The 12,901-nt window shown below is 56.8% G+C and carries 11 protein-coding genes; 5 read left to right on the forward strand and 6 right to left on the reverse strand.

The window, feature by feature from the left end; all coding sequences use genetic code 11:
* The first annotated feature begins 6 nt into the window (after positions 1-6).
* From FPT12_RS06025 to FPT12_RS06040, 4 genes are all read left to right on the forward strand, one after another.
* A complete protein-coding gene (locus tag FPT12_RS06025; protein WP_145015079.1) occupies positions 7-1,287 on the forward strand; it encodes a hypothetical protein in 1,281 nt (426 codons plus the stop codon).
* Complete coding sequence (locus tag FPT12_RS06030; RefSeq protein ID WP_145015080.1) at positions 1,284-1,928, forward strand: 2OG-Fe(II) oxygenase; 645 nt, start codon at positions 1,284-1,286, stop codon at positions 1,926-1,928. The genes FPT12_RS06025 and FPT12_RS06030 overlap by 4 nt, the downstream gene beginning before the upstream one ends.
* Before the next feature lie 331 nt (positions 1,929-2,259).
* On the forward strand, positions 2,260-2,871 hold the full coding sequence (locus FPT12_RS06035) for a LysE family translocator (protein WP_145015081.1): 612 nt from the start codon (positions 2,260-2,262) through the stop codon (positions 2,869-2,871).
* 67 nt (positions 2,872-2,938) lie between these two features.
* Positions 2,939-3,958, forward strand: a complete 1,020-nt coding sequence (locus FPT12_RS06040) for a branched-chain amino acid aminotransferase (RefSeq protein WP_145015082.1) — start codon at positions 2,939-2,941, stop codon at positions 3,956-3,958.
* Positions 3,959-4,105: 147 nt separating this feature from the next.
* Here the strand turns inward: FPT12_RS06040 and FPT12_RS06045 are convergent, their stop codons facing one another.
* Complete coding sequence (locus tag FPT12_RS06045; protein WP_256676623.1) at positions 4,106-5,320, reverse strand: MFS transporter; 1,215 nt, start codon at positions 5,318-5,320, stop codon at positions 4,106-4,108.
* Between the two features lie 134 nt (positions 5,321-5,454).
* On the opposite strand from FPT12_RS06045, the gene FPT12_RS06050 reads away from it, so the two are divergent.
* Entirely contained in the window at positions 5,455-6,339 is an 885-nt protein-coding gene (locus tag FPT12_RS06050) for a LysR substrate-binding domain-containing protein (protein WP_145015084.1), read from the forward strand.
* 147 nt (positions 6,340-6,486) lie between these two features.
* On the opposite strand, the gene FPT12_RS06055 is transcribed toward FPT12_RS06050, so the two are convergent.
* The 5 genes from FPT12_RS06055 to FPT12_RS06075 form a co-directional block, all read right to left on the reverse strand.
* Positions 6,487-6,945: a hemerythrin domain-containing protein gene (locus FPT12_RS06055; RefSeq protein WP_145015085.1), complete on the reverse strand. Its 459-nt coding sequence runs from the start codon at positions 6,943-6,945 to the stop codon at positions 6,487-6,489.
* Positions 6,946-7,323: 378 nt separating this feature from the next.
* Positions 7,324-7,545, reverse strand: coding sequence for a formate dehydrogenase subunit delta (locus FPT12_RS06060; protein WP_145015086.1), 222 nt, complete (start codon positions 7,543-7,545; stop codon positions 7,324-7,326).
* Positions 7,542-10,430: a formate dehydrogenase subunit alpha gene (fdhF, locus tag FPT12_RS06065; RefSeq protein ID WP_145015087.1), complete on the reverse strand. Its 2,889-nt coding sequence runs from the start codon at positions 10,428-10,430 to the stop codon at positions 7,542-7,544. Before fdhF ends, FPT12_RS06060 begins: the two co-directional genes overlap by 4 nt.
* On the reverse strand, positions 10,427-11,989 hold the full coding sequence (locus FPT12_RS06070; protein ID WP_145015088.1) for an NADH-quinone oxidoreductase subunit NuoF: 1,563 nt from the start codon (positions 11,987-11,989) through the stop codon (positions 10,427-10,429). Before FPT12_RS06070 ends, fdhF begins: the two co-directional genes overlap by 4 nt.
* The gene (locus tag FPT12_RS06075) at positions 11,986-12,462 is read right to left on the reverse strand and encodes a formate dehydrogenase subunit gamma (RefSeq protein ID WP_054595777.1); all 477 of its coding nucleotides are present in this window, start codon (positions 12,460-12,462) and stop codon (positions 11,986-11,988) included. The genes FPT12_RS06070 and FPT12_RS06075 overlap by 4 nt, the downstream gene beginning before the upstream one ends.
* Positions 12,463-12,901: the final 439 nt, after the last annotated feature.

Genomic DNA, 12,901 nt, shown 5'->3' on the forward strand with positions numbered 1-12,901 from the left:
AATGCAATGAATCGAGAATATAGCACGCGGTATACAAAGTACGGCCATGGCATAGACGTAAGGAAAACCTACGAAGGGCTTCCTCTACAAGCATTCTGGACCTGGGTAACGGGCAAGTCGTTAAATACCAAATCGCCGAAGTTGCCCAGGGAAACACTGCTTAGCGTATGGCAGTTAGTGCTGCAAATAAGCTGGGGGTATGGCGTATTCTTTGCTGCCGTTGTTTTTGGTCAATGGCTAATAGACTCGGACCTTTCGTGGCCGATAAAAGTCTTGCTGTCGATCCCGATATTTTGCATGGTCGTCAACCGCTCAAGAGGGTTGCTTCACACCAGCCATTACACGATCCATGGGGCAACATTGGCCAGTAAAAATCAGGCCAGGTTTTTCTACAAATGGATTCTTTCCATCCCGGTGTTACACACCCCTTGGGAAAATTACATGAAGCTTCACGTCAGTGAGCATCATGGCATCAATACCTTCAGCACTGAGCGGGATGTTGACATGGTTTACATGACCCATCACGGGTTTTACAAAGGGATGAAAGAGAAGGAGTTCTGGACAAAGTTGCTGCTGGCACCCTTTCATCCCCTGAGAATCTATGAGCATCTCAATTTTCGTTTCAGAATAAATTTCGTGGATTGTGAAACTCACGAAAAAATCAGCCGACTGGCTTACTGGGCGGTGCTGCTGGCGGTTGTTTATGCAAGCGGCTATATGGAAGGTTTCCTGATTTTCTACGTGTGTTCAATTTTGTTGGTTACACAGCTTTCGTCCTGGGTACAACACATCACTGAACACCTGTGGTTTTCTACAAACAGTGAAGGCTTACCCAAGTACTTGTATTACGGGTCACTGTCGTGGGGACGTTTCTTTGGGCGCCCTTATCCCAAGGATAAAAAAGGGCTTTCTTTTGTAGTCGGCTTCATTAGATGGCTGTCGGGAACCCTGCTCATTGATATACCCCTGCGAGTGTTCGCTTATATGCAGGATTTGCCCAGCCATGACTTCCATCACCGGGCACCGGGCGTGAATTTCTGGAGTATCGCCCCGGAGCGGGCAGCCAATGAAGCTCTGCCATCGAGGTTTGGCCCGATGACAGAAACATGGAGCATGAAGGAAAGCCTGCTGATAGTCAGGGACCATTTGTGCAGGGATGAAAGCGACCCTTTCCAGATACGGCAATGGTACAAGGAAAACAGCAGTGTTTATGAATCGACCCTTCGCAAAAAAAGCAGTTTGAAAGCAGAGCAAAAAATCCAGGACATAACGGAGTATTCACTGTGAGCTCGACAAACAAAAATATTGCGCAAGACCTCAAAAAAAATGGCGTTGCTTACATTGAACCAGGCAATCGGTTTTATACCGATGAAGACTGGCAGCAGATCAATGCGATCATCAACCATCAGGATTTGCCTTGGGAAAAAATCCTGATCGGTGACGCTGATGAAAAAAACGACTTGCTGGTCGCGCGTTTCATGACGGATGTTGATATCCCACGGTACGTGAATACGCCACTGTCGACCCAACTCAAGGACGTGGTGTGCAACGAAGCCATCTGGGGCTTTTTTTCCGAACTGTTCGGTGGTGAAGCATTCTACTTGCGCAGAATGCAAGTCAACAAAATGAGAGAAGACTCTTTCATTGGCCTGCATCTGGACAGAGACAGCAACCCGGATTATCTGTATTCGGTTGTTTTGCAGCTGGGTCAAAACTTCTCCGGTGGAGAGTTCACTGTTTACAATAGCGATGGTGTCGTTTCGAAGAAAATCCAGCCTGCGTTGAGCTCGGTGATCATCAGTGACTGCAACTTTAGGCACGAAGTGAATACGGTCCGTGAAGGTGACCGGATTTCCCTGGTGTTTTTCGTGAGCAAACATGCTGATAAAAATAGGCGAGTGCGCGCTAAAGCCGCAGAAACCGCTTAAATACGGAATGCCCGAGTCCATTAAACGGTAAGGAAAAACCTGCAAGACATTGGCTCGGGCATGACCCAAAAAAATGTAGAAGCAAGCCCCCTGTTTCAGCGCGGAGATTATTGCCAGCCTTAAAGACAAGGCGTAGCATCACCACAGAGAATTTCATAAAGACTTGGCAAAACAATAAAAATATAGATGTTGAAAATGACCAAGAAAAACGCTCGGCTTGAAGTCGAGGCACATTTTAAATGCTGCCATCATCCGGTTTGGTTTTGTCCTTGGCTACGGGGACGAGCTGACCGAAACGTCAAGCAAACCTAAAATTTCTCTGGACTAAAATATGCACTTAACCTTCGATTTGCTTTGCGCGTTCGCCCTCTTCGCTTTTGTTTCATCGATCACCCCCGGTCCCAATAACACCATGTTATTGGCATCCGGTGTGAACTTTGGATTCGTCCGCACTATTCCACATGCACTGGGTATCAGTGGCGGATTTATGGTTATGGTATTGGCGGTAGGGTTTGGCATGGGGCAACTTTTTACCGCCTTTCCAATGGCTTACACCGTACTGCGCTACGCAGGCGCGGCATATTTGCTCTACCTTGCATGGAAAATTGCCACCTCCGGACCGCTCTCGAAACCTGGATCAGCCAATGCCGAACCCTTGGGTTTTCTGGGCGCCGCAGCATTCCAGTGGGTAAATCCAAAGTCGTGGGTTATGGCGATTGGGGCCATCAGCACCTATACCCCTTCTGAAGGCTACTTCTATAACGTAGTGGTCATTGCATTGGTTTTTGCCATCATCAACATACCGTGCGTATTTTCCTGGGCAAGTTTTGGTAGTGCACTTCGTAACGTGCTTAAAAGTCCGAGAAATCTTGTAATTTTCAATGTCACCATGGCCGGCCTTCTGGTCGTTTCCCTCTACCCGCTGTTGCTCAGCACCAGCTAGTTTCTGAGCGGTACCGAACGGTAATAATACTGGCGTTGAATAGAATAACGTATATAGCAGGGATGACATGGCTAGCCAACAAATCGATTTTGATAATCTCGGTTTTAATTATATTAAAACAGACTATCGATACTTGTCGTATTGGAAGGAAGGCGACTGGGATGACGGGGCATTGGTTACCGACAACCAACTTCACATCAGTGAAGGGTCAACCGCCCTGCATTATGGTCAACAATGCTTTGAAGGGCTCAAGGCCTATCGCTGTAAAGACGGCTCTATAAATATCTTCAGGCCCGATCAAAACGCGCTGCGCATGCAGCGCAGTTGCTCAAGACTGTTAATGCCGTTAGTTCCCGTAGAGGTGTTCGTTGAAGCCTGCCGGAAGGTCGTGCAGGCCAATGAGCACTTCATCCCGCCTTACGGTTCAGGAGGGGCATTGTACTTACGCCCGTTTCTGATCGGTGTTGGTCATAACATTGGAGTCAAAACCGCGACAGAATTTCTGTTCTCTATCTATTGCGTTCCCGTGGGCGACTATTTCAAGGGCGGTTTAACGCCGCATCAGTTTCTGGTATCCGACTATGATCGTGCTGCCCCCAATGGGACCGGGGCTATCAAGACCGGCGGCAACTATGCCGCCAGCCTGGCGCCCAGTGCAGAAGCCAAGCAGCGACAGTTCACAGACTGCATATACCTGGATTCGCTGACTCACTCAAAAATTGAAGAGGTTGGTTCCGCGAATTTCTTCGCGATTACCGAAGAAAATGAATTCATCACCCCGGGCTCTTCATCCGTTCTGCCCGGAATCACTCTGTCCTCCCTCAAGGATATCGCTCAGTCCAGTCTGGGCATGGAGGTCATCGAAGGGGATATCTTTATCGATGACCTGGGTAAGTACAAAGAGGCAGGCGCCTGCGGTACGGCGGCGGTAATTACGCCTATTGGTTGTATTGAATATCAGGATAACTTCCACATCTTTCACAGCCTGAAGAGTGTAGGGCCTGTGACGCAGCGGCTGTATCGCGAACTGACGGGTATCCAGTCGGGTGATATCGAGGCGCCGGGCGAGTGGATCGTCAAAGTGTGATCTCGCAGTAAAAAACTGCTTGTCCGCACAAATAAAAGCCAGATGAAAAAAGCCCCGAATACTTGGGGCTTTCTCGTTTCAGCCTTATATCAGGCCTCAATCACGCAATCATCATCAGAAGAGACTGATCGAATAGGGAGAGCGATTTCAGGCCGAGCCAAGTTCCAATGCATAGGCTTTTTCCACGCGTGGAAAGAGCGGCACGGTCAACAGGGCGCAAAAGGCAGCAGCCAGCCACACCACGCCCCATGAGAAATGAGTCATGAGGGCTGACGCAGCGATAGGGGTCGCGAACAGCACGACAAAGACGCAGGTATTGCCCATGGCCAGGGCCGTGCCTGCCCGACTGGCGCCTGCCAGTGTCGCGAGTTCGGTGTAAGCCACGCCGTGCCAGGCGGATACGCTGATCCCGGCGATTACCATTACGCCGATGATCAGGGCGCTGGCCAGTGGTGTTTCGCTCATTCCGTAAAAGCTCGCGGCCGATACCGTGCAACCCAGAACCAAAAAGGTCAGAGCACTCAGCCATGCACAGGTTTTGAGGTAGTTACGGCGGTTTTTATTTTTATCGGTCCAGCGCCCGCTCCAGATTCTGCTGACGATCGCACCGATCTGTATGACCGCCAACGTCGCGGAAACCAGCGTGATGTTGATGTTGCCAACGTCATGAAAGAACACGGCGGCATAGGTGAGAATGGCAAATTGCGGGGCGCATAGCAGGCCGATGGCTAAAACGATTCGCCAGACTCTTGAGTCTTTCAGTGGACTGGTAGTGGGCTCTTTACTCTGTTTTTTCGCCGCGTCGCTGGAGAAGTCCGGCTCATACAACCAGAACCCGGCAAACAGGCAGGCAATGAGACAGAAAATGGCAGAGGCACTGAATACTTCGACAAATCCATAGGAATGGGCGAGGTAGGGCAGCATGATCGCCCCTAAGGCATAACCTCCCGGGACCGCCGTTTGCCGAATGCTCATGGCCAGCCCTCGTTCGCCCTCTTTGAACCAGGCCATGATGGCTCGACCACTGGCGCCGTTGACGCTGCTTCCCAGCAGGCCCACCACGAACAGCCCGATGGCCAGCAACACTATCGTGGGTGCATACAAGGCAAGTATGGCCAGCCCAAGCAGTGCGATCCCGGAGGTGAGCAGCCCCGTCAGCAGCACAGGGCGATCACCCCAGCGATCAGTCAATAATCCCCACGGGATCTCGCTGACGGCAATACCGAGTCCCAAAATCCCCAAGACCAGCCCCAGCTCGGTGTTATCGAGCTGATACGTTGCTCGCATATAAACCGCTGTCGCGGGTAGTCCACCCACGACACTGGAAAAGCTTGCGTTGGCAGCAACACCGATACCCAGCACTTTCCAGCGGTGACCGTTATCTACAGGCATAAGAATCCCACTCGTTGAATAGTTGTGGGCCAAAAGACTCTCATGAGGGTATCGTCTCGAATATCAAATTATTTTGTGTATTCATCCCGAAAAACAGGATTGTCATGAGGCCGGTAAATTTCGATCTAGATGCCATGCGCAGTTTCGTCACCGGGGTCGAACTGGGCAGCTTTGCCAAGGCGGCGCAAAAACTCGCGCGTTCGACTTCAGCCATCAGCGCCCAGTTGAAGAAACTGGAAGCCCAGGTGGGCTCAGCGCTTTTCAAAAAGGCAGGTCGCGGGCTTGCCCTGACTGATACGGGAGAGGTGCTGCTCAATTACTCTCGGCGTCTTTTGAGTCTCAACGACGAGACCATCACTGCCGTCTCCGAGCTGAAGCTCAAGGGATGGGTACGCCTCGGGCTTCAGGAGGATTTCAGTAGCTTCTTGCCGACGGTGCTGGGCAGGTTCGCCAGGGCTCATCCCGATGTTCGAGTGGAAGCCCGGATTGCGCGCAATGCTGACCTGTTGAGCCGGATCGAAAATGGCTCGCTCGATTTGGCGGTGGTGTGGGGGGACGTGCCGGACGTCGGATACCGGGAGCGGGTGGCGGAACTGCAAATGGAGTGGATCGGCTCTTCTCACCAGTACCTCGACTGGCGTATCGAATCAGGGGCGCCGCTGCCCATCATTGCGTTTGACACGCCGTGTCCTTTTCATTCAGTGGCCACTGCGGCGCTGAATCGCGAGGGAATTCCCTGGCTGCTGTCGTTTACCAGTTCCAGTCTCAACGGTCTGTCCGCAGCGACCGAAGCCGGTTTGGGCTACACGATCAGGACAGCCTTGGGCTTGCAATCGGGGACCGAACTGTTGGCTGCCGGCGACCGAGGCTTGCCGCCTTTACCCTCCATATCCCTGACGCTGCATCGAAGAGAGGCTAACCCTGATCCGCTGACCGAGCGTTTGTCGAAGATCGTCATACAGGCTATTCGAAGTGAAATTGTTCACTGAGCGATAAAATGCGAGCGTTAGCGTGATGCGCATGTAAAACGAACATGAGAGGGCAAACCACGGTTTCCCGTATTCATAACCGTGGTCTGTCCCTGTATTTTTACTGCGTGTTGGCTGCGATTAGTTGGACGTGGTTGAACACTCCAACTAATGCCATTGGCGTTTTACTTCCTGCCACTGAGTATCTGATAGCCACTTATCTGCCATCGGAAAGAAGATATTCTCCTCGGACTCCATATGATCATAGTATTTCTTGATAAAGTCATCGATGGTATCAGCGATCACTTTCATTTCCTGAGTTGACTCTTCCAACGCCTTGAGTTGTCCAGCAATGCGCCCAAATGCCAGATGGTCGCGCTCGATATCCTTGACCCGTTGGTGGATCGGTGCCTCAGTCTCCAGCAAGGCCTGCCGGATAAGCTCTTCATTTTCATGGTGGTGCCGTTCTGCTTCACCGTGCAAGGCTTCCAGTACCTGAAATAACTGCTTGCGATCATCCGCACCAGCGGACTCATGCCTGATTTTTCCCAGTAATACTTTGATCTCGGTAATTCTGAGCGCCACCTCATGATGATAGGTGTGCAGTTCATTCAACAGGTTGTTCATATAAAGTCCTCTCTGCTACACCAAGGCATCATGGAAGATTGTTATTAATTACCAACTTTCAGGGTGGCCATATATATAAGATTCATCACTTCCAATGCCTCCATCCAGCGCATTCATCTGCACGCACTAAACCCCTTTTAGTATAGTCGGGCGCCAAACCCTCACCCCGGGAAACGTGCCGCCCTTGGATGAATTTGAAATATCAGGTCAGTGTTGATATGCGCTATTTGATCTGCTGAAGGAGACGCTGCAAATAACAGGGGACGGGATTGTTGGTTTTGGAGGGGGAAGAAGGGGAGGCGTTATCAAGCAGAGCATGAGGTTGCCCCTTGGCCGGTCTTCACAAACCAAGGGGCAAACCCAATGGATCAGGTGAACCTAAGCTTCCCAGCCCGCGCCACTGACCGCTGATTGCACCAGTGGGTGCAAGTCTGCGCCCTGATGCGCTGTCTGCCAGGCCAGCAACTCCTTGCGCATGCCGGGCGTCCAGTACATTTTCAGGTGATTACGCACGTCGAGCACGGCCTGTTGCTGGTCCGGTTCGCTGGCGAAGTACTGGGCGATCTGGTTAGCCATTTTGATCAGGTTGGCGGTGCTCATCGGCGTACCTCGGCTTTTGCTCCGGCGGCGCGTGCCTGGCGGCGTTCGTCGAGCAGGCGTTGTTGTTCGTCGCTGAATTCCTGGTAGCGTTTTTGCCACTCGGAAGGGTGGTAGACGCGGCTGACTTCCACGGCGGTGACCTTGTACTCCGGACAGTTGGTGGCCCAGTCGGAGTTGTCGGTGGTGATGACGTTGGCCCCCGATTCAGGGAAATGGAAGGTGGTGTACACCACGCCCGGGGCGACCCGTTCGGTGATCCGCGCGCGCAGGACGGTCTGTCCGGCGCGGCTGCCGATGCCGACCCAGTCCCCTTCGTTGATGCCACGGCTCTCGGCGTCGGTCGGGTGGATTTCCAGGCGGTCTTCGTCGTGCCAGGCGACGTTTTCGGTACGCCGGGTCTGGGCGCCGACGTTGTACTGGCTGAGGATGCGCCCGGTGGTCAGCAGCAGCGGATAGCGGCTGTTGACCTTTTCCTCGGTGGGCACGTAGCCGGTGAGCATGAAGCGCCCCTTGCCGCGCACGAACTCCTCGATGTGCATGGTCGGCGTGCCGTCCGGTGCTGCGGCGTTGCACGGCCATTGCAGGCTGCCGTGGCGCTCCAGCGAGGCGTAGCTGACGTTGGTGAAGGTCGGCGTCAGGCTGGCGATTTCATCCATGATTTCCGACGGATGCTGGTAGTGCATCGGGTAACCGAGGGCGTTAGCCAGGGCCACGGTGCCTTCCCAGTCGGCCTTGCCGCCCAGCGGTTCCATGACTTTGCGCACCCGGGAGATGCGTCGCTCGGCGTTGGTGAAGGTGCCGTCTTTTTCCAGGAACGAGCTGCCCGGCAGGAACACGTGGGCGAACTTGGCGGTTTCGTTGAGGAAAATGTCCTGCACCACGATGCACTCCATGGCTGACAGGGCCGCGGTGACGTGCTGGGTGTTGGGGTCGCTCTGGGCGATGTCTTCGCCCTGGCAATACAAGCCCTTGAAGCTGCCGCCCAGGGCGGCTTCGAACATGTTGGGAATACGCAGGCCCGGATCGGGTTGCAGCGTAACGTTCCAGGCCTGTTCGAACTGCGCGCGTACCACCTCGTTGGAGATGTGCCGGTAGCCGGGCAACTCGTGCGGGAAGGAGCCCATGTCGCAGGAGCCCTGAACGTTGTTCTGCCCACGCAGCGGGTTCACGCCCACGCCTTCGCGGCCGATGTTGCCTGTGACCATGGCCAGGTTGGCGATGCCCATGACCGCGGTGCTGCCCTGGCTGTGTTCGGTAACGCCCAAGCCGTAGTAGATCGCCGCATTGCCACCGGTGGCATACAGCCGGGCGGCGGCGCGGATGTCGGCAGCGGCGACGCCGCAGATGTCGCCAAGGACTTCCGGCGAGTTTTCCGGGCGGCTGACGAACGCCTTCCACTGGGCGAAATCGTTGCCCTCGCAACGGGCGTCGATAAAGGCCTGGTTGAGCAGGCCTTCGGTGACGATGACGTGCGCCAGGGCGTTGAGCATGGCGACGTTGGTGCCCGGGCGCAGGGCCAGGTGCAGTTCGGCGCGGGCATGCACCGTGTCCACCAGATCAATGCGGCGTGGGTCGATGACGATCAGCCGCGCACCTTCACGCAGGCGGCGCTTGAGCTGGGAGGCGAACACCGGGTGGGCGTCGCTGGGGTTGGCGCCCATCACCAGAATCACGTCGGCTTGCATCACCGAGTCGAAACTCTGGGTGCCGGCGGACTCGCCCAGGGTTTGTTTCAGGCCATAGCCGGTCGGCGAGTGGCAGACCCGCGCACAGGTGTCGACGTTGTTGTTGCCGAACGCGGCGCGCACCAGTTTTTGCACCAGGTAAGTTTCTTCGTTGGTGCAGCGGCTGGAGGTGATGCCACCAATGGAGTCGCGACCGTATTGTTGCTGCAATCGGCGGAATTCGCTGGCGGCGTAGGTCACCGCCTCGTCCCAGCTGACTTCCTGCCAAGGGTCGTTGATGTGCTTGCGGATCATCGGCTTGGTGATGCGATCCGGGTGGGTCGCGTAGCCCCAGGCAAAGCGCCCTTTGACGCACGAGTGGCCGTGGTTGGCCTGGCCGTTCTTGTCGGGGACCATGCGCACGACCTGGTCGCCTTTCATCTCGGCGCGGAACGAGCAGCCCACGCCGCAATAGGCGCAGGTGGTGATCACGCTGTGTTCGGGCTGACCCAGTTCGACCACGCTTTTTTCCATCAGCGTCGCGGTCGGGCAGGCTTGCACACAGGCGCCGCAGGACACGCATTCCGAGTCGAGGAAATTCTCGCCACCGGCGGCTGCGACCCGGGATTCGAAACCACGTCCGGTAATGGTCAGGGCAAAGGTGCCCTGGGTTTCTTCGCAGGCGCGCACGCAGCGGTTGCAGACGATGCACTTGCTCGGGTCGTAGTCGAAGTAGGGGTTGGAGGTGTCCTTCTGGTCGTCCAGATGGTTCTCGCCTTCATAGCCGTAACGCACTTCCCGCAGGCCGACCTGGCCAGCGACGGTTTGCAGCTCGCAGTTGCCGTTGGCCGAGCAAGTCAGGCAGTCCAGCGGGTGATCGGAGATGTACAGCTCCATGACGTTGCGGCGCAGGGTTGCAAGCTTCGGCGTCTGGGTGTGCACGCTCATGCCTTCGCTGACCGGCGTGGTGCAGGACGCCGGATAGCCGCGCATGCCGTCGATCTCCACCAGGCACATGCGGCACGAGCCGAAGGCTTCCAGGCTGTCGGTGGCACACAGTTTGGGAATGGTGGTGCCCAGCAGCGCGGCGGCGCGCATCACCGAAGTGCCTTCGGGCACGCTGATGCTTTGGCCGTCGATGTTCAGGGTGACCTGCACTTCGCTATTGCGGGCAGGGGTACCCAGATCGATATCGGTGTTCGGGTCGAAGAGAGTGATCATTGCTCGGCCTCCGAGGCTTGCAGACCGAAGTCAGCGGGGAAGTGCTTGAGGGCGCTGACCACCGGATAGGAAGTCATGCCGCCCAGCGCGCACAGCGAACCGTATTGCAGGGTGTCGCACAGGTCCTTGAGGATGATCACCTGTTCATCGCGACTGCTCTGGTCAGGCGCGGCCAGCAGGCGGTCGATCACCTCCACGCCCCGGGTCGAGCCGATGCGGCAGGGAGTGCATTTGCCACAGGATTCCTCGGCGCAGAACTGCATGGCGAAACGCGCCATGTGGGCCATGTCGAGGCTGTCGTCAGCCACCACCACACCACCGTGACCGAGCATGGCGCCGATGGCGGCGAACGCTTCGTAATCCAGCGGCGTGTCGAATTGCCCCGGCGGCACCCAGGCGCCGAGCGGGCCGCCCACCTGCGCGGCCTTCAGCGGTCGGTCACTGGCGGTACCGCCGCCGTAGTCTTCCACCAGTTCCCGCAGGGTCAGGCCAAAGGCCCGTTCCACCAGACCGCCGTGACGAACATTGCCCGCCAGTTGGAAGGGCATGGTGCCCAGAGAGCGGCCCATGCCGTAATCGCGATAGAACTGCGCGCCCTTGGCCAGAATCATCGGCACCGAGGCCAGCGTCAGCACGTTGTGCACCAGGGTCGGCAGGCCGAACAGGCCCTGCAACGCCGGGATCGGTGGCTTGGCGCGGACGATCCCGCGTTTGCCTTCGAGCGAGTCCAGCAACGCGGTTTCTTCACCGCAGATGTAAGCGCCGGCACCGACTCGCACTTCCATTTCAAAGGCCAGGCCGCTACCGCCGACATTGGCGCCGAGGTAACCGGCGGCCCGGGCGATGTCCAGCGCCTCGCGCAATGTGGCCACGGCTTGTGGATATTCCGAGCGCACATAGATGTAACCGTAGCTGGCGCCGACGGTGATGCCGGCAATGGCCATGCCTTCGATCAGCAGGAAGGGGTCGCCTTCCATCAACATGCGGTCGGCGAAGGTGCCGGAGTCGCCTTCGTCGGCGTTGCACACAATGTACTTCTGCGCCGCCTGGGTGCCGCGCACCGTGCGCCATTTGATCCCGGCGGGGAAGGCCGCGCCGCCACGGCCACGCAGGCCCGAATCGAACACGGCGGTCGCGGTTTGTTCGCCGCCCAAAGCGATGGCCTGGGTCAAGCCCTCGAAACCGCCGTGGGCCCGGTAATCCTCAAGGGACAGCGGCCGGGTAATACCGGCGCGGGCGAACAGCAGGCGTTGTTGCGTCTTCAGATAAGGCAGCTCTTCCACCAGACCCAAAGCCAGTGGATGGGCGGACGGCTCGCCTTGCAGCGCCTCGAGCACCGAGGGTACATCGGCCGCGGTCAGCGGGCCGAAGCCGATACGGCCTTGCGGTGTGTCCACTTCCAGCAGCGGTTCCAGCCAGTACAGGCCGCGAGAGCTGGTGCGTTGCAGGTCCCGCGGCAGATTGCGTTCGCGGGCCTGAGTGGCCAGGGCCACGGCCACCTCATCGGCACCCACGGCACGGGCCAGCGAATCACCGGGCAGATAAAGACTCGGCATCATGCGTCCTCCAGGCAAGCGTCGAGCAGGGCATCCAGGCGCTCGGCACTGAGCCGCGCATGCACCTGACCATCCAGCTCCAGCGCGGGCGAGCAGGCGCAGGCACCGAGGCAATACACCGGACGCAGACTGATGCTGCCATCGGCACTGCTGCCGTGGTCGTCCAGTTGCAGGCGTTCACGCAATTGCGCCGCGAGCTGCTCGGCGCCACGGCTCTGGCAGGACTCGGCCCGGCACAGACGCAGGATATGCCGCGCCGGGGGCGCGGTGCGGAAGTCATGGTAGAAGCTGATCACCCCGCGAACCTCGGCCTGACTCAGGTTCAGGGCATGGGCAATCTCGGGGACGGCGGCATCGGGGATGTAACCGATGCCCTCCTGGATATCATGAAGGATCGGCAACAGCGCGCCGGGCGAACCCTTGTGGCGCTCCAGCAGGTTGTTGACCATAGACAGGTGCAACATCTCATCAGGCATACAGCATTCCTCACGGTCACGGGCAAACCAGGCGGTTGTCGGTTGTCCGAAAGTGTCGGCTGCGGCACTCACGCCACGTCACGGTATCGTGGCATTTTCAGGCCGTTGGCCAGGCACCCTGAGCGGGCATCTTGTTGGGCCCGGTACGGTCTTTGCCGCACCTCTTCAGGGCATATAGGGCAGCTTGCCACGCCGTCTTTGATTCATCCGCACCAAAGCGACGTGTTCGGTTCTTTCTACGACTACTTATTGAGTCTAGAAGAGTGGAGTCCAAGGCGTCATCCCTGAGTGGCCAGAGCTGATGTGCAGCGCTATCGCGAATCATGCTTGAACCACTTCATCCGTACCCTCACGCGCAATAACTCGATGGACGGCACGATATAAACATCATGAAATTGCGCCACTGCCCGGGCGTGTAGTGAAGCGAGCGGTCAGGAAA

This window comes from Pseudomonas sp. H3(2019) (genome assembly GCF_007713465.1).
GTDB lineage: Bacteria > Pseudomonadota > Gammaproteobacteria > Pseudomonadales > Pseudomonadaceae > Aquipseudomonas.